Origin of the sequence: Secundilactobacillus folii, from assembly GCF_009720675.1 — a bacterium.
Lineage (GTDB): Bacteria > Bacillota > Bacilli > Lactobacillales > Lactobacillaceae > Secundilactobacillus > Secundilactobacillus folii.
Genome location: NZ_WNJO01000002.1, coordinates 99,063 through 122,992 on the forward strand (window position 1 = coordinate 99,063; position 23,930 = coordinate 122,992).

General features: G+C 44.8%; 13 protein-coding genes and 1 tRNA gene. 9 read left to right on the top strand and 5 right to left on the bottom strand.

Annotated features, from left to right (window positions below):
* Positions 1 to 290 precede the first annotated feature (290 nt).
* On the bottom strand, positions 291 to 1,064 hold the full coding sequence (locus GM612_RS02155; RefSeq protein WP_155430745.1) for a sulfite exporter TauE/SafE family protein: 774 nt from the start codon (positions 1,062 to 1,064) through the stop codon (positions 291 to 293).
* Between the two features lie 180 nt (positions 1,065 to 1,244).
* Positions 1,245 to 1,317: transfer RNA gene (locus GM612_RS02160), tRNA-Lys, on the bottom strand.
* Between the two features lie 406 nt (positions 1,318 to 1,723).
* Between GM612_RS02160 and yycF the strand changes: the two genes are divergently transcribed.
* From yycF to GM612_RS02200, 8 genes are all read left to right on the top strand, one after another.
* Positions 1,724 to 2,446: a response regulator YycF gene (gene yycF / locus GM612_RS02165; protein WP_155430746.1), complete on the top strand. Its 723-nt coding sequence runs from the start codon at positions 1,724 to 1,726 to the stop codon at positions 2,444 to 2,446.
* Positions 2,447 to 2,484: 38 nt separating this feature from the next.
* A complete protein-coding gene (walK, locus tag GM612_RS02170) occupies positions 2,485 to 4,359 on the top strand; it encodes a cell wall metabolism sensor histidine kinase WalK (RefSeq protein WP_343031759.1) in 1,875 nt (624 codons plus the stop codon).
* Positions 4,349 to 5,644 (top strand): YycH family regulatory protein, encoded by a 1,296-nt coding sequence (locus GM612_RS02175; protein ID WP_155430747.1) that lies wholly within the window; start codon positions 4,349 to 4,351, stop codon positions 5,642 to 5,644. Before walK ends, GM612_RS02175 begins: the two co-directional genes overlap by 11 nt.
* Before the next feature lie 19 nt (positions 5,645 to 5,663).
* Positions 5,664 to 6,494, top strand: coding sequence for a two-component system regulatory protein YycI (locus tag GM612_RS02180; protein WP_155430748.1), 831 nt, complete (start codon positions 5,664 to 5,666; stop codon positions 6,492 to 6,494).
* A gap of 252 nt (positions 6,495 to 6,746) precedes the next feature.
* A complete protein-coding gene (locus GM612_RS02185) occupies positions 6,747 to 7,556 on the top strand; it encodes an MBL fold metallo-hydrolase (protein ID WP_155430749.1) in 810 nt (269 codons plus the stop codon).
* Between the two features lie 192 nt (positions 7,557 to 7,748).
* Positions 7,749 to 9,029, top strand: a complete 1,281-nt coding sequence (locus GM612_RS02190) for a S1C family serine protease (RefSeq protein WP_155430750.1) — start codon at positions 7,749 to 7,751, stop codon at positions 9,027 to 9,029.
* A gap of 499 nt (positions 9,030 to 9,528) precedes the next feature.
* Complete coding sequence (gene rlmH / locus GM612_RS02195) at positions 9,529 to 10,008, top strand: 23S rRNA (pseudouridine(1915)-N(3))-methyltransferase RlmH (protein WP_155430751.1); 480 nt, start codon at positions 9,529 to 9,531, stop codon at positions 10,006 to 10,008.
* Between the two features lie 983 nt (positions 10,009 to 10,991).
* The gene (locus GM612_RS02200) at positions 10,992 to 18,896 is read left to right on the top strand and encodes a mucin-binding protein (RefSeq protein ID WP_173021196.1); all 7,905 of its coding nucleotides are present in this window, start codon (positions 10,992 to 10,994) and stop codon (positions 18,894 to 18,896) included.
* Between the two features lie 138 nt (positions 18,897 to 19,034).
* Here GM612_RS02200 and GM612_RS02205 read toward each other — a convergent pair whose 3' ends face one another.
* The 3 genes from GM612_RS02205 to GM612_RS02215 form a co-directional block, all read right to left on the bottom strand.
* Positions 19,035 to 20,396, bottom strand: a complete 1,362-nt coding sequence (locus GM612_RS02205) for an MFS transporter (protein WP_155430753.1) — start codon at positions 20,394 to 20,396, stop codon at positions 19,035 to 19,037.
* 162 nt (positions 20,397 to 20,558) lie between these two features.
* Positions 20,559 to 21,728 (bottom strand): DUF2075 domain-containing protein, encoded by a 1,170-nt coding sequence (locus tag GM612_RS02210; RefSeq protein ID WP_155430754.1) that lies wholly within the window; start codon positions 21,726 to 21,728, stop codon positions 20,559 to 20,561.
* A gap of 258 nt (positions 21,729 to 21,986) precedes the next feature.
* Positions 21,987 to 22,406, bottom strand: a complete 420-nt coding sequence (locus GM612_RS02215; RefSeq protein WP_155430755.1) for a hypothetical protein — start codon at positions 22,404 to 22,406, stop codon at positions 21,987 to 21,989.
* A gap of 166 nt (positions 22,407 to 22,572) precedes the next feature.
* Between GM612_RS02215 and GM612_RS02220 the strand changes: the two genes are divergently transcribed.
* Complete coding sequence (locus GM612_RS02220; RefSeq protein ID WP_155430756.1) at positions 22,573 to 23,904, top strand: replication-associated recombination protein A; 1,332 nt, start codon at positions 22,573 to 22,575, stop codon at positions 23,902 to 23,904.
* Positions 23,905 to 23,930 lie beyond the last annotated feature (26 nt).

The following is a 23,930-nucleotide window of genomic DNA, read 5'->3' on the forward strand; positions in this document are numbered from 1 at the left end:
AGAGCAATAGCGTCGTGGGTTCCTGGTCTGGAATCTGCGACGCTATTTGTTTACATGGCCAAAATCTGAGTTTTGGCGCGGTGCTTTTATTATTTCCAGGGAAATATCTGAACGCTGAGCCTGATTTAAAGTTTTAATGTTACTACTCATAACGAGATAGGCGGAGTTGGATGACTCGACGATTTCGTGAGTGTTAATGAAATGAACCTTGAAGCTTTAATAACCACCGATAAAGCTAGTGACACGATGGGTAATACTGCTATTTTCAATCAACTACGAGTTTAAATTAGTTAGAAATAGGCGGTATAAAATAGGTAACCTGCTAGCCCAAAGGCCGCTAGTCCGATACAGATACTTAGAGGACGTGTTGGGACGTGGCGGACAATAATTGGCCCAATATAACCACCAGTGAACATCCCTAATCCCAGCGGAATCACCAATAACCAGTAGACCTTCGTTGTAAAAGTATAGATAACGATCGCCACGAGGTTGGAAATTAAAGAAGTAAAATTTTTGATAGCGTTACTGACGGGTAACGAAACCGGCAGCGAAAAACTTAGAATGGAGAGAATTACGATTCCTGCGGCAGCACCGAAATAGCCGCCATAGATGCCCACAAGAAAGATTGCTAGTCCACTTAAAGTGGATTTTAAAAGCGAGGGCTTCACTGCTTTTTCTTTAATGAGAGACTGCTTTTTCTTCCTTTGGGAGAGGAGCATCAAACAGCCAGCCATAAAGATGAAAAAGGGAACGACCCGCTCAAATACTTTTGCGGGAGCCAGAGTTAACAAAAAGCTACCCACAATCGAACCTAGTAATGAGATGATTGCAACTCTAATCGTTTCTGAGCGGTGGGAGTTCAGTTCTGTCATTGAAGATAAGCCAGAACCAATTCCCGTAAAGATCAGCGCTGCGGTATTTGTCACGTTGGCCCCCACTGGTGGGATACCCAAACTGAGTAAAACTGGGTATGAAAATAACGATGCCATTCCGGCAATTGAACTGATCAGGCCTGCTGCCATGCCTGCAACGAGTAGGTACAGAAAAATCAGAACTGCATGCATATAACTCTCCGCCTCCAAGCAAAATAACACTATAGCATACGCTTTTTTAGCGGAAGTTGCCATGGTAAGTTTGGTAGCAAACGTGACAATTCCGGCCGAAATTAAAATTAGGGCACAAAAAAATCAGTTTCCCCGGTGTCGTGCACGGCGTGAAAACTGATTAGTGGTTTGTTGCTATGATGGGCAGTCAGGGGATCGAACCCTGGACCCACGGATTAAGAGTCCGTTGCTCTGCCAGCTGAGCTAACTGCCCATTTTCGTTTTTGTAAAACGTAATGGTTAAGCAATCTGCTTAATCAACGCTTACTAATATATCATGTTAAAAACAGCTTGGCAACAATTTTTTGCCAAAAAGTGGCAGAATATTTACCAGCATGCATAAGTTACGTTTTAAAATTGTTAGCTGCATTAATCATTGTAGCATACAGATAGTTTGAAATTTAATCTTACAAACCCGTGATACACGGCACTTTTGGTGTTTTCGCGTAATGTAATAGACTGTGATATAATAATGCTTGTGTAGGCATGAATCAAATATGACTACTACTCTATCTTGTAAGATCCTGCGTGGCCCGTGCTACTACGTTGGAATGACCGAAAGCACTTAAATTAAACTATTATACCTGAACGAATCGTTATCTGAAGGAGGACATATTCAGATGAAAAAAGTTATTCTCGTTGTCGACGATGAAAAACCAATTACTGATATTATTAAATTTAACCTAACTAAAGAAGGATACGAAGTGGCTGTTGCTCATGATGGGGAGGAAGCCCTTCAACAAGTCGAAGAAGTTAACCCAGATTTAATCATTTTGGACCTCATGTTACCGAAGATAGATGGTCTTGAAGTTGCCCGTCAAGTACGAATGAAACACGATATGCCAATTATTATGGTGACGGCAAAAGACTCTGAACTCGATAAGGTTTTGGGGTTGGAATTAGGCGCTGATGACTACGTTACCAAGCCGTTTTCAAACCGTGAACTAGTGGCTCGGGTCAAGGCGAACTTACGCCGTCAAAACACGGTAACTGCTGCCCAACCCGAAGAAGAAGAAAACAAGGATATTGAGATTGGCGATTTGGTTATTCATCCAGACGCTTATTCAGTATCGAAACGTGGTCAAAATATCGAATTGACCCATCGTGAGTTCGAACTCTTGCATTACTTGGCTCAACATATCGGTCAAGTTATGACCCGTGAGCACCTGCTTCAAACGGTATGGGGTTACGATTATTTTGGCGATGTTCGAACAGTTGATGTGACCGTACGTCGGCTGCGTGAAAAGATTGAAGATAATCCTAGTCACCCAACGTGGTTAGTTACGCGTCGTGGGGTTGGTTATTATTTACGGAATACAGAAAGTGAGTCAGGCCAGGCGTAATCTTACGCATGAACGACGTGTAAGGGGTAAACGATAGCGTGAAACGAAAAATTAAATGGTACCATTCGATTCAATTCAAAATCGCCTTTGTTTTTGCGATGATGTTGATCATCACTTTGGAAATTGTCGGCGCTGTTTTTGTGCAACAGTTGGAGACGCAAAACATGCGGCAATTTAAAAGCCAAATTTCGCTCCAGCGTTACGTTAGCACAAACTTAACGTCGCAATTGTCACGGTCCAATACCACCGCGGCCAATAGACAAATCCGCATCCTCTTGTCTGATGCCAATATTCCTAGCACGGCGAACGCGCAAATCCGCGTCATCGACAATAAGGGCACCATTCGAGGGACAAATGAGGCCAACAACCAACAGGTCGTTGGCCAAAAGACCACTGATGACACTGTTAAAAAGGTCATTTATAATAACAGTGCTGGCAGTGAAACAACCACTTTTGATGCGGCAACCAATCAGTATTACTACATTAAAGTTACACCATTGATCAAGCAAAGCAGCGGGAGCAGTACGCCCGTGGGTGTCGTTTACATCCGTGCTAGCTTGCAAAGTGTGTATGACAGTATTAGCAAAATTACGGCAATCTATCTTTTAGCGGCGGCCGTCGCAGTTGCGATGGGGCTGGTTTTGTCGTTTGTTATTTCCCGGGCAATTACTGTTCCAATCACCGAGATGAAGGAACAAACCCAAAGGATTGCGCGTGGTGACTATTCTGGCCAAGTTCAAATTTACGGTAATGACGAATTAGGCCAATTAGCCAGTGCAGTCAATAACCTATCTGTCCGGGTGGAAGAGGCACAAGAATCTACTGAATCCGAACGGCGACGGTTGAATTCGGTAATGGCTCACATGACTGATGGCGTTATTGCTACCGATCGGCGTGGTAACGTCACGATCATCAATGAAACCGCCGTTGAATTTCTAGATGTTGACACTGACCAGGCGATTGGCCAGTCAGTCTTGGACATTTTAAACATCCGTGACCGGTATACGCTACGTGATTTGTTAGAGGATCCAGATGAAATCATGCTGGACTTCTCAACTGATGATCACGACTTGATCTTGCAGGCTTATTTCTCGCTGATTCAACGTGAATCAGGCTTTATCAGTGGGCTAGCCTGTGTCCTTCATGACGTTACTGAGCAGCAAAAAATTGAAAAGGATCGTAAGCAATTCGTGTCAAATGTTTCCCACGAATTGCGGACGCCTTTAACCAGTGTTCGTTCTTATATTGAGGCCTTATCAGACGGGGCTTGGAAGGATCCCAAGATTGCGCCTAAATTCTTAAAGGTGACGCAGGAAGAAACGGACCGAATGATTCGAATGATCAATGATCTGTTGACCTTGTCACGAATGGATTCAGGGACTCAGAAGCTGGATCTAGAATTAGTTAATCTGAATGAACTGTTTAATTATGTTTTGAACCGGTTTGATATGATCATCGACAGTGATGAGCAAAAAGACCGTTCTGATAAGCACTATACAATTAAGCGTGATTTCACCAAACGTGATCTGTGGGTTGAGATCGATACTGATCGTTTCACGCAGGTTTTGGATAACATTATGAATAACGCTATCAAGTATTCACCTGATGGCGGTGTCATTACCTGTCGCTTGATTGAGACACAAAACAACGTAATTTTGAGCATCTCCGACCAGGGACTCGGTATTCCAAGAAATGATATTCCACACGTGTTCGACCGGTTTTACCGGGTTGATAAAGCTCGGTCTCGTGCTCAAGGCGGAACTGGACTTGGTTTAGCAATTTCAAAGGAAGTTGTCCAGTCGCTTGGTGGTAAGATTTGGGTCGAAAGTCGTGAGGGTCACGGCTCCACCTTCTACATTTCACTACCATATGAGCCATATGATGAGGGGGATGATCTCTGGGATGAAGCTTAGACAACTATGGTTACCAACTTGCTTAGGCATCGCCGTTTTAATCAGTTTGGGATTATCTGGCCTGCTGTGGACGAATCCAGCCCATTCAAATCTCAGTACTAGAATCAAAGTGACGAAGAGCACTGATAATTCAACTAACACGACATTTCAAGATATTTATCTGCCTTCTCAGATTATTTCTACTGACAAGCAGGGTAATCAAGAAGTGCTCACCAATAATCGGGTCAATGTGGCTTCTGAGTTACGTGATAAGATCAGCAAATTCACGGGTACTGACGTCCAAACTGTCAGTCAACATAATAGTAAGAAATATCTTCAACAGTTACGGCGGAAGGATACAATTCTTTTGAATTATAATTCGGCAATGACTGTGACCTTCTTTCGCAAGGCGTTTGGGAATCAATTAAAGATACCAAACCAGAAATTTAACCGGATGCAGCTTTTGTTAAACGATCCAAACCATATGTATTTGCTAAACGACCAGACCCTTCGTGTGGTTCGTGTGAAGTTAAAGAATAATCATGCTGGGAAACTGCGACACGTTTTAGCGGATAAAATGATCAAGCATCCTGCGTCATTTATAATGCTGAATGGTAAGCCAATCATTAGCTACAATAGAGCTGTAAGGGTTCGCACATACAGTTACCAACTAACGCAGCAGACTCAGAGTTATTACGCGAACCGGATCATGACGACCAATTCCAACAGCAATATGCAGATCAAGCGACACAGTAACCGCACAACGTATGACGACCATGGTTTCCGTCATATGTCGGTCAATAACAAAACGGATACGGTCACCTTTACGAACTATAATTCAACGGTTAAAAGTAGCAGTTTCCTACAAACCATGAATCACATTTATCAACAATTGGTGATGGTTGGGATGCCACTGGATAACGTGCGTTTCTACTCTTACGACAGCGGTAACGAGACCGCGGTCTTTCGGACCTACATCGGTGGTTTACCAGTTTTTGACCAAAGTGATTATGGTGCGGTTCAAATGAAGGTGCTGGATCAGACTTCATACCAGATGATCTTTTCGCTGGATAGTCTGCAGGTTCCGATTCCACCGGTACAAAATACCGCCTCCGTCGAATCCACTAAGACCCTGATGGCACAGCTTAAAGCTGCTGGTATTCGCCGCAGCAGGATTCAAGGCCTGCAACTTGGGTATCAATGGACCCGAGATAAGTCTCTACCGAAAGTGGTTGATCTTTCTCCAACTTGGTACGTTGAAATTGGCGGTCAATGGCAGACTTATCGGTCACTTATCAATGGATAGAGAAAGGGGGTAGCCGGCTGTGAACTTTAAACGTATTCAGCTGATTTTTCTAGCAATCTTCATTGCCATGGATGTCTTCTTGTTTTGGTCATTTAACCGTAGCAGTGTGGGTAATTCTGATGCTTCAAGTAGCAATAACGTTTTGGAAGAGATGCGTAAAGATCAAATCACCTTTACGAAGCCGACTACCAAGACGCATGAAGGCTATTATTTCTCGGGAAATAATGGTTCAGAGCTCCGTCAAGTGGCATCGTCACTGCAGGATCAAAGCCTTCGCTTCAACGGTACGGAATTGGTCAGTGAATTTAAGAAGCCAATCAAGTTAACCAGTGGCGAGACTAAGAAGACTTTGGATAAAGTCGTAAACAACCCGCTGGTGATTGCCAAAGGTGATCATTACAGTTACAGTTCTCGTTTATCTAGTGACAGTCAAATCGTTTATGTGCAGCGAGTGGCTGCTGGACCCGTTTATTCGCATTACGGACAAATTCGGTTTGCCGTCAATAATCAAGATCGGGTGATTGGATATAGTCAAAACTATCTGGAAAACGTTAAAATATTGAAGGAAGCTTCAAAGACTATTAGTGAGGAACGAGCGTTAACTTGGTTATACCAGTACAACGAAATTCCGAATGGTGCTAAGATCTCCTGGTCGAACTTGGCTTATACAAGGCTGCTAACAGCCCGTGGCCAGTACGTTTTCCTACCGACCTGGGTCTTTGCCGTTAAGATCAGCAGTTCATCCACCGTTGTTTTGAAGCGGGTGAACGCCTATACTGGTGAAATAATCAAAACCGGTGATGGTAATCAGAGCAGTAACTCAAACTCCGAAATTTTTACCATGACTTAATGTTTTAAGGATTGATCAAACAGCAGATCGGTTTCCAGAGGGAAATCATCTGCTGTTTTACTGTTTTCTCCGGTATTTAATGAAAATTTGAAACCAAATCAATATTTTCTAATTGCGTTTCGTCGTCAAATGCGTTGTAATAGTAACGACAAGCAATTCTTGGCGTCATCGTGAAACATTATTCACGACCCACCTGATAATAATGACGGTGAGGTCTCTTGTACTATAGAGAAAAGGGAAGTTGGACAGTGTATGCAAAAGCAAAATGACGGGTTAAAGGTAAGTGTTCTAGCAAGTGGAAGCACTGGCAACTGTACTTATTTGGAAACGCCGGAACATAAAATTTTGATCGATGCCGGTTTGAGCGGGAAAAAGATCGAGGCACTGATGCTGTCTATCGGCCGTGACTTGAACGACGTGGACTCACTATTTGTGACTCACGAACATTCTGACCACCGGAAAGGCGTTGGGATTCTAGCCCGGCGCTATGGGATGAATGTATACGCTAATCAGGGTACGTGGGACGCTATGGCTAGTAAAATCGGCAAGGTACCTCTGGAGCAAAAACACATCATTGCACCTGATTCGGTTTTGAGTCTAGGTGATATGGATGTGGAGAGCTTTAGTGTCTCCCACGATGCTGCTGAGCCGCAATTTTATGCGGTTCACAGTGGCGGTAAGAGTTTTGTGGTTCTCACGGATACAGGCTACGTTTCCGACCATGTGGAGGGTGTTATTAAGGATGCGGATGCGTACCTAATGGAATGTAATCATGACGTTGAAATGCTGCGGATGGGCAGCTACTCTTGGCCGCTCAAGCAGCGAATCCTGAGTGACACCGGTCATTTGAGCAATGAAGATGGTGCGGACGTTTTAATGGATGTCTTAGGTAACCGCACTAAGCGCATTTTCCTGGGACATTTGAGCCAGGAAAACAACATGAAGTCACTTGCACATCTTACCGTTGCGTCTCTAATGGAAGACCATGATTTCGGCGTGAATCACGATTTTAAAATCTTGGATACCGACCCTGCAAAGGCCAGTCGGTTGGTGACACTTTAATAAATTTGCAATGATTTAGTAAAAACTTATACTTTATTCGGGATAATATTCAAACATTTTTCATAACTGCTGGGTAAAATGGACTTTAAAGTAGATGGATCGCAGTCAGGGGCTGTGCCACACGAAAAAAGGGTCATCACGTTGCCTAGAACAGTGGTGATATAAAGGAGGCAAGCGCGATTTGCGCGAAGTATGGATAATCAACAAGCACCACAATCAAATGAACCAAAGCGGCAGCCAAATAGCAATCGAAGTTTACTGATCAAGGTTGCCGTGACAGCGTTAGTTGCCGGTTTAGTCGGGGGTGGGATCGCGTATGGCGGTGCCAGCTACTTTAGTAATCGTGATACGACTTCTGTTCCTGCTGGTTCTAATAAGACCGGGACAGCGACTACCAGCAATATGAAGGTCAATGTGAGTTCACAGGCTTCCAAGGCGTTTTCAACCGTTAAAAATTCCGTCGTTTCCGTTATCAATCTACAAAAGCAAAATCAATCATCCAACAGTCTCAATGGAATTTTTGGTAATAGCAGTTCTAGCGGCTCTTCGTCTTCTGGTAGTCTGGAAGCCAGCTCTGAGGGTTCAGGTGTCATTTATAAGAAGTCCGGTAACGCTGCTTACATCGTTACTAACAACCACGTGGTTTCAGGTTCCAACGCCCTTGAGGTCATCTTGAGCAATGGAAAGAAGCTGGATGCTAAACTTGTTGGTAAGGATTCGGTGACTGATTTAGCTGTGCTGAAGATCAACAGTGCCGACGTTTCAGAAGTTGCCAGCTTTGGTAATTCTAACAATATCAAAGTCGGTGAAACGGCGCTGGCCATTGGTTCACCACTGGGGTCCCAATATGCTACTTCACTGACGGAAGGTATTATTTCCGCCAAGAAGCGGACGGTGGCTACAACGGATGAGACGACTAATCAGCAGACTGGCAACGCGACGGTCATTCAAACCGATGCTGCAATCAATCCCGGGAACTCTGGTGGTCCGCTGATCAACTTAGCGGGTCAGGTTGTCGGTATCAACTCAATGAAACTGGCTAGTGATAACTCGGGTACCAGTGTTGAAGGAATGGGTTTTGCAATTCCAAGTAACGAGGTTGTCTCGGTCATTAACCAGTTGATCAAGAATGGCAAGATCGTTCGGCCGGCATTGGGTATCAAGTATGTTGACCTCTCTGAAATTTCTAAGACCCAGCAAAAGTCAATCTTGAAGTTGCCATCAAGTGTTGAAAATGGGGTTGTTGTCATGACAACGCCAAGTGCTTCCACGCCTGCTGGTAGGGCTGGTATTAAGAAGTACGATGTCATCACTGCTTTAGACGGCAAGAAGATCAGTACTAATTCGACATTGAGGGATCTGTTGTATAAATACAAGGTTGGTGATACGGTCTCAATCACTTATTACCACAATGGAAGTCAAAAGACGACTAAGGTGAAGTTGACAGAAACCACATCGCAGTTGAATAACTAAACAGGTTAAAATCATCTGATAGAAAGACTGAAACCGAACTCATTTGGTTTCAGTCTTTTTTGTAGGGAATGAAAATGCGAATATTCGGATTAAGTTTAGAATGAATTTCGGGCTTTTTAGGCGCAGGTCTCATATGCGAACCGAATAACGAAAGCGGTGTCCACAATGAAGATTCGTAAGTGGTGGAAATCCACAGGTGCCTGTGGATAACTTTGTGGATAACATCTGAGTTGGTATAATTACCGTCATCACTGTATTTAACCGGGTGTTCCTCGACAACTATCAACATCTTGTGGATAACTCGGATAATTTTTGGACCGAACATCGTTAAAACATTGATATGTCAGCGTTCCTACTGGTATAATTAATGCGTTGAACACGTCATTATGAAAATTAAATTGCAGTCTGATTGTTGAACAACGCCTAAAAAATGGAACTGTTTTCAATCCACAAGGCCTGTGGATAACTTTGTGGACAACTTAAACTGAGGGGATAAGTTATGAACATCAAGCTTGTAGTTGTGGGTAAATTAAAGGAGAGATATTTTAAACAAGGGATCGCAGAATACGCTAAACGACTGTCGCGTTTTTGCAAATTCAACATTGTGGAAGTTCCGGATGAGAAGGCACCAGAATCACTCAGTCAATCTGAGATGGATCAGGTGATGGCTAAGGAGGGAGCACACATACTTGATAAAATCAAGGAACGAGAGTATGTTTACGCTTTGGCAATTTTAGGTCAGGAGCGGTCATCCGAGGAGTTTGCGAAAGAAATTGCAGACTTGACTACTTACGGGCATTCAGACATCACCTTTGTGATCGGAGGTTCACTGGGCTTAGCACCAGAAGTATTAAAGCGAGCAGATACGCAGATTTCATTCGGGCGGTTTACGTTGCCACATCAACTAATGCGTTTGGTGCTATCAGAGCAGATTTACCGGGCATTTATGATCAATGAGGGTTCGCCATACCATAAGTAGGCATGTGCTGTTGTTAAATATTGGAAAACTAAAGTGGCCGGGAAGATCAATCTTGATCTTCCCGGTTTTTATTTGGAGGGAATAATAAATGTCACACTTAGCATTAGAACACTAGTAACCTTGATTTGTGAGCTGTTCGGGAGTTTTATCAGGGCTACACGATCATGGCGCGGCTCATCCTGCCACCAGTTAAAGCAGCTCATATTTGGTTCATTAAGTTGCCAGCTAGCAGTAATTTGGTTATGTCATCCTCCAATAAACAGAGCCAGTTTTGCCGTTTGGATGTTTCACGTGAAACATTAGTTGAGTATCATATATTTGAGTATATCAATATGATACATGTTCTAGCATTACGTTCTATATGGCAAACAAGTAAAAAAGGATCAATAAATCTAAGTTACAAGCCCAACTATTAAGCTGAATGATTAGATAGGCGGCTAGCAGGGAAGGCCTAGTGTGTTTTTGGAAAATCCTGCAATCAATAAATTACTGCTGGGCCGGACTTACTATCAGAATAATTCAAAAACTTGCCTATTTAATCCATAGCTAGTTTTAGTCTTTGTAGGACATATTATCGTTAATTAGCATCGTAATCATGGTTGATTTTGAAGCTGTGTACAGTCCTCAATAAATACCAATATAAAATTAATCGCATCGGCTGTTTATCTATCTCTAAATTTAAGCCTATAAACTTATAAATTTAATAAATTTTTTTAAATACAACAGGGAACTAAGAGATTTTTTAAAACGGGTAGGAACGCTATTGAAATTCGTTTAAAAAGCAATATCTGGTCCTCTTTATTTGCTAATTAAATGGTAGACATTTATATATAACCCGTTGTTTGGGGCTAATACTTAGGCTTGTATCTACCTTATAATTAAACTACAATTTATGCGAAACATATACGTGACATAGGTGGGCTGTTTTATGGGGATTTTTTAAAATGCCAACCTGTAATTTAGGGAACGGAGATGATTTCATATTGCGCAATAAAGTTAAAAATATGAATGAAGTTAAACGGTATAAATTGTATAAAGCCAAGGCTCATTGGGTGGTTGCCACTTTGGCTGCTTTTTCCTTTGGTCTAGCTGGTTTGACTAGCTTTAATATTAGTGCAAATGCTGCTACCACGACTGAGCAAACCCAAACGGCCAGTGCAAGATCTACTGCAACGGGTTCGGCTGATCAAACCACCGCTAAGTCTGCAGAGAATCAAGCAACGCCGGTTTCAAATGTAGGGACAACTGATGGGTCTCAGCAGCAAACGACTTCTACAAACGATTCAGCAACAAAGACTTCCGCTGCGACTAATCAAGCAGTAGTAAAACCAGCTGAAAAGCCATCAGTGAGTCAGTCATCTGCTGGAAGTGTATCGACAGCTAAGGCAGTCACTGAAAATAGCACCCCTAAATCAACCAGCGTTCAGAATGTAAAAACGACTAATTTGGGAAGTGCCAATCAGGCGACAGTTGAGCAAGTAAAACAACAGGCGAAGCAAAATTTGGCTCAAACTGGTCAAGCTCAAAAAGTGACGGCGGCTGATCCAAGTGCAGCAGCAAGTCCTTTAATTACGGCAAAAGATACAAATGGTAAAGCTAGTCTGGATCCGACTGGGACAAGTAACTTAGACAAAACCGTGACCAAGGATAATGCGTCGCAACACCTTACAGCCCATACAGTAGATGGGACCGCGTTGACCTTTAATGGCGCCAGCGTGAATATCACTAATGGTCATGAAAATACTACTAATTATAATTATACGAAGTCCACTGGTTTATTGACGGCGAACGATCCCATTGACTTCACGCAAGATTTCGGTTTAAACACGACCTTGAACGTGAAATGGGATAGTACTATGACTGATTCTAATTATGGTACGAAATATGGCTTTGGCGGTGATGGGATGGCCGTCATCTTTGAACAGCTCCCCCCAGCACAGGCTTTAAAAACAGCTCAACCCGGCGATAAAATGGGCATTACTAGTGACAATGTCGATAAAGTCGCATATATTGTGTCCAATAATGCCGAGGGCGGTTCTCCCAATGACAGTCAATATCCGCACAATACCTGGGTTATTTACCAGGCCCAAGACGGTGATCCCAGCACTGCGGTGAATACGACTGATAATGCACCGATTGAAACCAACGAGTCTAGTGCCTTAAGTGACACCAAGACTTCGGGGTCGCTTCAATACACCTTTAATATTCAATATACAGCCAGCAACAAAACTTTAACGACACAAGTCTTGGACGAGAACAATCAAGTTGTTAAAACTTGGACTTATGTTGTTCCGGATGATTATATTGGTAAATACTTCACAATGGCTGTATCTGGGAGTAGTGCAGCTTCCCATGCTGCTTATAGTGCAACCATTAATTCATACACTTATGTGGAACCTGCACCGGAGCTAAATATTACTAGCAGCGGGTTGCCAGATGGGGTTACTGGCCCAAATCAAAGTGACGTTGTTGGTGATGCTAACTCCGTGGTTGCATTTTACCCTGCCGGGACTACTGCGCCAACTAAAGATAGTAATGGTAACTCAGTTTCAGTTGCTGTTTCCGTACCAAAGGTTGGCGATTACGCTTTAAATGGGCCTCAATTTGTAACCTTGAAGGATGCTACCAACACCATTAATTTGGCTTATGTACAGACTGCGTCGGCTACGGTTTCTTTTCACGATGAAGATGGTAATACTGATTTGCCAGCCAGTGATAACCAAACTCTAACTGGGGTAGTTGGGCAGAGTCCAACATCGCAAACGATTACAATTCCAACCAATTACGTGGTCGATACAACAACCAGTAATCCAAACGTGACGGTCAACAGTGATGGGACTGTGACTTACACGGGGAAAATCACCGCTGATGATACCGATAATGTGACCCTGAATTTGAAACACAAAATCACTCAGACCAACAAAACCGTCCCGTTAACTGTTACCTATCAAGGATTACCAAGTAACTTAGCAGTAGCAAACAAAACGGCTCAGATTCCGTATACGGAAAATACTGATGCGGTTACCGGGAAGGTCACGTATACCTATACTTCCACGCCGGTAGTTATTGATAGCCCAACTGTGAAGGATTACACGCCAAGTCTGCCAAAAGTTTCCCTTACCGTACCAAGTTTGAATAGTGGGGTGCCTGGTGATACCAACGTGACGGTGACCTACACCCAAACTTCTGCCAGTGCGTTGATTTCTTACCATGATACTGATAGTAACGTTGACTTGCCAGCCAGTGACGACCAGGGTCTATCAGGGGAGATCGGACAGATTCCAAAGACCAATGCTGTGGCCATTCCACAGGGCTATGTCATTGATACCACGGCCATTAATCCCAACATTAATGTCGCTAAGAACGGTGCGGTCACTTACGTTGGCAAAATTACAGCAGATAATACGGATGACGTTGTTATAAATGTAAAGCACCACTTAACTACTGCAAATAAATCAGTTAACGTGACTGTTAAATACACCGGGTTACCAGCCAATTTAACACCAGCGGATAAACAAACGTCCTTTTCGTATACGCAAAACACAGATGATATTACTGGCAAAATCACGTATACCTATGGCCCAAGCGTCTCGGTTGATAGTCCTGATGTAGCGGGTTATACACCCGAGGCAAAGACTGAAGTTATCACTCAGCCAGACCTGGATGCTAACGGAGTGCCAACCGCAACTACTAAGTCGGTGGCTTATACACCTAATAGTGTGACAGCAAACGTGTCCATTCCAAGTAACAAGGGTAATCAAACCGTAGCAAATGTTACTGGTAAAACTGGTGATGACCTCACTGTGAACGTTCCTGGCGTTCAGGGTTATACGCCTGATAAGACCACTGTTACGGCTACCGTTAATCCGGATGGTTCGATCACCGTTGATGGACCAAGTGCTAAGTCCGGTGACAAAGGTTACGTGACATATACCGCTGATCCGCAAAGCATCAATTTAAACTACGTGGATGATGACAATAATGGCACAGCAGTTGGGACGCCGACTAAGGTTTCCGGTGTCACCGATGGTAGTGTTACTTGGACGGCAGCCGAGCCGACTAATTATCAGTTAGCTACTAACCAGGCTGCAACAGGATCAGTCACCTTTAAGGCCTCTGGTAATAGTGATATTACGGTTCACTTAGTTCATAAGCATAGTAGCACCCTACCCACTGGCTTTACTGGTAAGACTACGCGAACCATTAATTATACGGGAGCAGGTAGCAAGACTCCGACTTCAGTAACTCAGACTTTAAATTGGACAACGGATACTGATTTAGTAACGGGTACTGTTACCTATACTCCCGCTGCTGATAGTGGTTACGTGGAGGTTGATACACCAACCGTTGCCGGATACACCGCTGATCAAGCTAGTGTTCCCGCAGTTACCGAAACCGCCACTACCAAGCAGCCGGGCGATAGTAGTAACGTCACAGTAACTTACACAGCAAACAGTGTCATAGCTGATGTGACTGTACCAAGCAATAAGGGTGATCAAACAGTTAAAGGCGTAACCGGCAAAACGGGTGACCAAGTTAAGGTCAATGTGCCAGCCATTGCTGGTTACACGGCTGATAAGGCGACAGTGACAGCTACTGTTAACACAGATGGCTCGATCACGGTCAATACGCCCGATGCTAAAACTGGTGACGCTAATTACGTGACCTATACCGCTGATCCGCAAAGCATCAACCTAAACTACGTGGATGATGACAATAATGGCACAGCAGTTGGGACGCCGACTAAGGTTTCCGGTGTCACCGATGGTAGTGTTACTTGGACGGCAGCCGAGCCGACTAATTATCAGTTAGCTACTAACCAGGCTGCAACAGGATCAGTCACCTTTAAGGCCTCTGGTAATAGTGATATTACGGTTCACCTGGTTCATAAGCATAGTAGCACCCTACCCACTGGCTTTACTGGTAAGACTACGCGAACCATTAATTATACGGGAGCAGGTAGCAAGACTCCGACTTCAGTAACTCAGACTTTAAATTGGACAACGGATACTGATTTAGTAACGGGTACTGTTACCTATACTCCCGCTGCTGATAGTGGTTACGTGGAGGTTGATACACCAACCGTTGCCGGATACACCGCTGATAAGACCAGTGTTCCCGCGGTTACCAATACCGTCACCACCACGCAACCGAGCGATAGTAATATCACAGTAACTTACACGCCCAACAATGTGACGGGCAACGTAATCATTCCAAGTAACAAAGGCAATCAAACCGTTAAAAACGTTTCTGGTAAAACGGGGGATGACCTCACTGTGAACGTTCCTAGCGTTCAGGGTTATACGCCTGATAAGACCACTGTTAGTGCGACTGTTAATCCAGATGGGACCATCACGGTTGATGGACCAAGTGCGAAATCCGGTGATAAGGGTTACGTTACCTATAATCCGAATACGGTGACGGGTAACGTTACCATTCCAAGCAACAAGGGTGATCAAGTTGTGACCGGAGTTACTGGTAAAACTGGCGATCAGGTTAATGTCAATACACCTGGAATCACTGGTTATACGCCAGATAAAAAGACCGTTACCGCAACGGTCAACCCGGATGGCACCATTACCACGACGGATAAGGTTACGTATACGGCAGATGATCAAAATGTCGTTGTTAACTTTGTTGATGAAAAGGGTCAATCCTTAGGCAGCACGACTATCAAAGGGGTTACGGATGGCACCATCGACTACAGTAGTGCATTTGCCAAGGAACAAGACCTGATCAATAACGGCTATACACCAGTTAAAGGCAACGTGAACGGTTTAGCCGGTGCCGATAGTAAGTTTGATACCAATGATAGTGTTGATCAAACCTACACCGTTGAATTAACGGCAGTTCAAAACGTCAAGGTCACCACGACGATTACACCAGTTGATAGTGCTGACAATCCAATTCCTAATAGTTCAGCTACCACAGTCAATGACTTTCCTGGCACGACTGTTAACGCACCCACTGTTAAGGGTTATACCCCGACAACACCAACAGTCACCATTCCAGCCGCTAAAGACGGGAATGTCAACGTTACCTATACGCCGGATGCGCAAAATGTCGTTGTTAACTTTGTTGATGAAAAGGGTCAATCCTTAGGCAGCACGACTATCAAAGGCGTCACGAACGGCACCATCGATTACAGTAGTGCATTTGCCAAGGAACAAGACCTGATCAATAACGGCTATACGCCGGTTAAGGGCAACGTGAATGGTTTAGCCGGTGCCGACAGTAAGTTCGATACCAATGATAGTGTTGATCAGACCTACACCGTTCAATTAACGGCAGTTCAAAACGTCAAAGTCACGACGACGATTACACCAGTTGATAGTGCTGGTAAGCCGATTCCTAATAGTTCAGCGACCACGGTCAATGACTTTCCTGGCACGACCGTTAACGCACCAACTGTTAAGGGTTATACCCCGACAACACCAACAGTCACCATTCCGGCCGTTAAAGACGGTAATGTCAACGTCACTTACACGCCAAATAGCGTGACAGGTAACGTGACCATTCCAAGCAATAAAGGTGATCAAACCGTTGCTCACGTCACTGGTCATACCGGAGATGACGTTACTGTAAATGTGCCAACTGTTCAGGGTTACACACCTGATAAGTCGACTGTCACAGCCACGGTCAATCCAGACGGTTCCATCACTGTGGATGGACCAGCTGCTAAAACTGGTGATAAGGGTTACGTCACTTATAACCCGAACCAAGTTACTGCAGCCGTCACTATCCCAAGTAATAAGGGTGATCAAATTGTTCAAGGCGTGACTGGTAAAACGGGCGATAAAGTCGATGTTACTGTACCAACGATTGCTGGTTACACGCCTGATCAGACCACGGTGCCGGCGACTGTCAATCCAGATGGCACGATTACCACGACTGATAAAGTCACTTATACCGCCAGTCCACAGTCCGTTAACTTGAACTACGTTGATGACAATAATAAAGAAGCCGTCGTTGGCAACCCAACCAAGGTTTCCGGTGTCACGGATGGGAGCACGACTTGGAAAGCCGTTGCGCCTTCGGGGTATGATTTTGCTGCCAACCAAGCAACGACCGGTTCCATCACGTTTAAAGCGACTGGTAACAGTGATATCACCATTCACTTGGTTGAACATCACGATACCGGCACCATCACGACCACCAATACCGTGACTTTGACGGGTGTGCCAGCTGGTGCGCCAACGACTGCGTCTGGAATCACGACTTGGAATACTGATACCAACACCGCCACTGGCGTCACCACTTATACGCCGGCAGATAATCCAGCGGTTACCCTGCCAAGTGTTGAAGGGTACACGCCAGCACAATCGAGTGTCAACTTTGACGTGGCTGCTACGACGACTAAACCAGCTGGACAAACGGCTACAATAGCTTATACGCCAAACAGCGTCACAGCTGATGTTACGGTGCCAAGCAGTCAGGGTAATTTGACCGTTCACAACGTCACTGGTAAGACTGGCGACCAAGTTTCGGTTAAGACGCCAGATATCCAAGGCTATACCCCAGATAAATCAACCGTGACTGCTACGGTTAACCCGGATGGCACCATTACGGTTAACGGGCCGAAGGCGAAACCGGGAGATGCCGGTTATGTGAACTATTTGCCAAATACAGTTACCAATACGGTGACGATTCCTTCTAATAAGGGCGATCAAAAAGTAGCTGGCGTCACCGGTAAGACTGGTGACACAGTTAACGTGAAAGTGCCTGATATTGCTGGTTACACGCCAGACAAGATCACCGTTCCTGCCACGGTTAATCCCGATGGCACGATTACCACGACCGATAAAGTGACCTACACACCTAATAGTCAAACCATTGTCGTCAACTTCATTGATGATCATGGTAACGTCTTAGGTACCAGCACTTTAACGGGGGTTACCGATGGTTCAGTGGATTACAGTCCGGCCTTCACCGAAGAGCAAAAGCTGATTGATCAAGGCTATACTCCTGCTAAAGGTAATTTGAACGGCTTAGCTGGTGCAACGCAAACCTTTGGAACAGATCAAGTTGCTTACACGGTTCAGTTGAGCAAGGTGACTGCGATTAAAAAGACCCAAGTACCTGGGGACGCACCACACACCACCACTACGCAAAATCCAAATGGTGATCTTGGAGTGACACCAGATGAAAGTGGTTCAACGCATGTTTATACTAAGGTTCAAGTGCCGACGGATGCGCCACATACGACGATGGCCAATAATCCGAATGGTAGCTTAGGTGTGACACCAACTGAGGATGGCAGCACCCATGTTTATTCAAAGGTTCAAGTACCTGGGGATGCGCCGCATACGACGATGGCCAATAATCCGAATGGTAACTTAGGCGTCACACCAACTGAAGATGGCTCGACTCATGTTTATACCAAAGTCAGTTCCCCAGATGGGCCATTTGTCACGCCAAACGATTACTATGACAACACGAAGCCAACTGCGCCAGTTACTCCAACTAATCCAACGAACCCGAAGAATCCACAGCAGCCTCAGCAACCGAATAAAGGAAATTCAGGCAGTGGACAGCAACCCGAGGGCAACGTCATTGGTAGGTTGAAACAGCACCACAATAATGGTAACGATCAAACAATGCAGGGTGGTTCAAATACCACTGGTATGAATACTGGTCGAAATGGGAATGGTGCTTCTAAGATGTCTGCGGCTGGCGGTAATCAGGCTGCTAACGTCGCCAGTGCCACTGTTGAACCAACTCAGAGTGCTCAAAATAGGACTCAGAACACAACTGATCAGCAAGGTAAACTACCTCAGACCAGTGATGCTAATGAACGTAACTCAACGCTCTCTGGACTGGGCATCCTAGCACTTTTGGGTACCTTGGTCAGTGGTGCTTGGTTCCGTCGTAAGAAGACTAATAAGTAACGTTAGACTGAGCTTTAATCACTAAAGAGAACCCCTATTTTCATAGAGGTTCTCTTTTTTAGTGCTGATTTTCGTTAGTTTATTCGGTGGCTGTTTTTCAGCTCACATTTAGTTTAAAAAGCGAATGGCTTCGCACTATCAACCTTCACTTTGTAAAGACGATTTTGGATGGATTCCCCAAGCAGCAACCGCCACAACCAGACTGAGGCCAAACAATAACGCGTAGCACCACCAAGCACTATTTGCTGTGGCGGCGGCAGTTGTACCCCGCATTGCCAACATAGCCGCCATCAAAGTGGTACCCAGAGAGCCAGCGTATTGTTGCAGAGTGTTAAAGCTGGCATTGCCATCGCCGATATTTTGCTTCGGCAGTTGTTGTAAGCCAAACGTTAGTGTGTTGTTAAATACAGCACAGAAGCCCAATTCATAAAGAATATTGCCAGCAAGCATGATCGGCAAAGTTAGGTGACCAGCCAGCAGCCAGGTGCCAGCAGTACTGATCAGCATTAAAGAACAGCCGACAGCTAAAACAAACCGAATCCCGTACTGATCGAACCAGCGGCCAGTAAGTGGTCCTAAAAAGGCGGATAGCACAGCGCCGGCCATCAATATTAGCCCCGCACCAAACGAGCCCAAATGCCAGACGATTTGTGCGTAAGTCGGGATCAGTATCGTTTGACCGATTTGCATGAACTGAACCAAAAAGTAGATCAGTACCGCACGGATGAAAGTTCTGTGGGTAAAAATACGTACGTCAATTAACGGTTGCCTGATATGGGTAGCCATCCAAATAAAACCGGTCAGCGCGATAAGACCGATTACCAGCGCTGCGACACCCAGTAGTTGACGAATTTCGGTGATGCCAATCACGAGGCCGCTCAGTGCAACGGCAATCAGGCAAAATTGGACCAGTGGGAAATGGCGTTTATCCGTGGGTGTCTTAATGGTATTTACAGCGGCTAGCGTGCCAAAAATGATACCAACCGGTAAAATGAACCAAAAAATCATTCGCCAGTTCAGCATCTGGTTGACCAGACCGCCGTAAGTGGGGCCAAGAGAGGGGGCTAGGGCAATGACGACGCCACCGGTCCCAACGTAGATTCCTTGACGGCTGGCTGGAACTTGCCGCATGATGGTACTGAAAAATAAGGGAATCGCTATACCTGTAGCAACGCCTTGGATGACCCGGCCGGTGAGTAACCAGATCAGATTCGATGCCAACGCGCAAATCACCCCACCGATAACAAATAAGCTGGTACCAGTGATAACCAGTTGTCGAGCAGTAAAGCGGGTTTCTGAAAATGCAGTGACGCTCATCGTGATCGCCACCACGAGCAAATAAGCGGTGGTGACCCACTGTGCAGCAGTTAGACTGACGTTAAACTGCCGCATTAGCGTTGGAAAGGTGACGTTGAGTGAGGTTTCAACTAGAATGCCGCAAAAGGCCAATCCCGCGAGACCCAAAATAGTAAGTTTAGTGCGTAACGAAACAACTGTCAAAAAAAGACCTCCTGAGCCAAAGCCTCTTACACGGGGCTTTGGGACCGAGGTCCTTACGGTTTATCCGAGCCACACATGTGTGGCTTTGGCGAAAATATCTAGTGCTTACTTTAGCAAATTTAAAAAATCCTTGCAAGTGCAATTCACCAGGCGGTTCATGCACTAATGATTCTGGTCATACAATTCAACTAATCGTTGTCTCAAAGCATCATCGTAAGCGGTCAGATACAGCCCGTACTTACCACGCTTCATTAATACGTTTAATACGTTAGCGATGAAGGTTTTGTACTCCTCGCGGGTAAATTTGATATCCTTGCGCTTCTTGAAGACTTCCTTATGTGAATACTTTTCCGGAATGATCGTCATGGTATCAGTTTTAGCATCATAGCCAAAGGAAGGCCCAATAATCATGCCGACGTAGTTCAAATCAAAGCCTTGCAAGGTATAAATCGTTCCAACTTGAGTAATTGAGCCTTCACGCTTTGCCCAGTGCGTTCGTTGCGGATCCCACTCATCCCATGGCAGACTGAAACTGTCCATTTCGACGTTGTGGCGCCCGTCGATTCGTGGAAAACCAGACGTGGCCACAACCCGGCTCATACCATACTCCTTGTTGCGCTTTTTAATGTCTTCAAATAGTGCACCGGCAGTATCGTAAACCTTGAATTCAAAATCACTATTGTCTGGAAAGGGCTTGAGTGGTTTTTCTTCGGTTAAGTCATCCATCCACTGCACCTGTTCATCGCTGGCAACCATTCGATACTGAAAATTCATGTCGAACATTTTGTACGGGTGGTTGCCAATTGTTTTGAACAGGAGGTCTTTATCCCAGTACATCTTAGTTTGGAAAACCTGGTCGAAGTCGTAAACGACGACCACCACTTTAGCAAGGTTCATCAGGTCGGTCAGTTGGTTGGGACCGCGATAATGCGCGTAGGGCTCAGGCTTTGAATAGAGCAGGTGCGCTTCATCAACGAAAATAATGTCGTACTTTTGGTGGTTTTTTTGAGCGTAGTTGATCAGCGATGTTGGGCGACGAATGTCACCGGCCTTCATGTGTGGAATTGACTCGGCCAGATCGCGGTAAGCCTTATAAAGTTCGGGGTGATTGACGACCAGAGAGGTTTTGTAGTGCTTATCCGTCATGTATTTTCGAACCAGCTCCATCAGCACGACTGACTTTCCGGTTCCAGCGGCACCGTCAATAATTGCCACGGACGTCTTTTTGTCATTTAATGTCTGTTGAATATAATCATTAATATTGGTGATCACAGTTTTTTGATCGTCGGACAGGTCATCCACGAAAAACTGCTCCTTTAAAATTTCATTCATTGGAAGAACTCCTAATTATGTTTTCATTTACGATTTTATGATAATGTCATGACCGTTTTCAGTCAGACCCATATTATACTGCTTAGTTGGGGTGGATTTCCAGTCAATGGCAGGCCCTTCTAAAATTCTACGGGGTAGGTGGCAATGGCTCCCAATCAAAAAGCGACACTAGTAAAATCCCCATTAAGTTGGGGATTCAGCTGGTATCGCCCTATTGTAAAATCAATTATTCAATTCTATGCGGCCAGACTAGGGTGATCAACGCTTAAAAATAATTGCCCCAAAGTCTTCCGTGCCCTTGTAATTACCCGTAAGTCCATAAGTGTGTTTGGGAATAAAATCAAAGTGCTTAGAACTATAGATTTTGATCTTAATCAGCTGGGAAGATTTCTTTGAATAGTGCAGGCGACCATAATAGATAGTTTTGCTGTGACGTTTGAGACCGGTCAGGTTCCAGTGGTAATAGTGGCCATAGCTTTTAACGGTCATCCTATTACCCTTAAAGATCGTTTTATCGTGGTACCCACCTTGAGTCCCGTCAGTTGTCCGGTAAAAAACGTGGCTGCGAATCGAACGTGGCAGGTAGGTTGTTTTGGCGCTTGCCGTGTTAGCAGCCGTCCCTAGCGGCATGATAAAGGCAAGTGAAAATAAGGCCGGTGCGATGACTTTTTTCATCATAATAATATCCCCCTAAATAGATGTTTGATCGATTTCATTATATCCTAAAAGAGATAGGTTATTAAGGAAAATTCAGTTGCCATGGTACAATTATTAGGAGAATTAATTTCTGGATACAGGATAACAACTAGGATTCATAAGAGTTCCAACGAAAGGGGTGTTGGTAATGAAACAAGAGTCACTGTTTTCTGATCCGCAAAGGGATACACCTCTAGCAAGCCGTGTTCGTCCAAAAGATCTCGATCAGTTTGTTGGTCAGCAGCATTTGTTAGGACCGGGAAAGATTTTAAGAGAAATTATTGAAAATGACCAAGTTTCTTCGATGATCTTCTGGGGGCCGCCGGGAGTGGGCAAAACGACCCTAGCTGAAATCATTGCCCATAAAACTAAGTCGCAGTTTCTTAGTTTTAGCGCGGTTGACAGCAGTATCAGCAAAATCAAGAAAATTATGAAACAGGCTGAATCAGACCGTGAAGTCGGTACGCGAACAACGGTCTTTGTCGACGAGATCCATCGCTTTAATAAGGCCCAGCAGGATGCCTTTTTACCCTATGTCGAACGGGGCGTGATCACATTGATTGGGGCAACGACTGAAAACCCGTCGTTTGAGGTTAATTCAGCGCTGCTTTCACGCTGCAAGGTATTTGTGCTTAAGGAACTGACCCAAGATGATATTGTTCAGCTACTTAAAAATGCGTTGAACAATCCCGATGGGTTCCCCAAGCAGCACATTGAGATCGGTGAAGATGAGATTCAAGCAATCGCTAACTTTGCGGATGGGGACGCTCGGATGGCATTGAATACACTCGAAATGGCCGTTTTAAACGGCATTAAAGATGGCGATAAGGTGACCATCAACATGGACGATTTAAGTCAGTTGATCACCAAAAAATTTGTGCTCTACGATAAGAACGGCGAAGAACACTACAATATCATCTCAGCGCTGCACAAATCCATGCGTAACAGTGATGTGGATGCCGCTATTTACTGGTTATCACGGATGCTGGAAGGCGGTGAAGACCCGCTCTACATCGCTCGTCGACTAGTCCGGTTCGCCAGTGAAGATATTGGTTTGGCTGATACTAATGCACTTAACGTGGCAATTAACGTTTTCCAGGCCTGTCAATTCATTGGGATGCCAGAGTGCGACGTTCACCTGGTTGAGGCTGTGACCTACTTATCGCTAGCACCAAAGTCCAACGCGATTTATAAAGCGCGCCTGGCAGCAGCTCAAGATGTGAAGCACACTGCTAATGATCCCGTACCACTGCAGATTCGCAATGCACCAACTAAATTGATGAAGGATCTGGGCTACGGTGCGGGGTACGAATATGCCCACAGTACCAAAGATAAGTTAACGACGATGAATACGATGCCGCCGTCAGTTGCCGGGCACGAGTATTACGAACCGACGGAGCAGGGAAACGAGAAACGCTTTAAGGCCCGTCTTGAGCAGATCAAAGCCTGGCACCGACAACATGATGGTCAGGAGGATTAGCAGCCTGATTGTTAAAATGACGAATG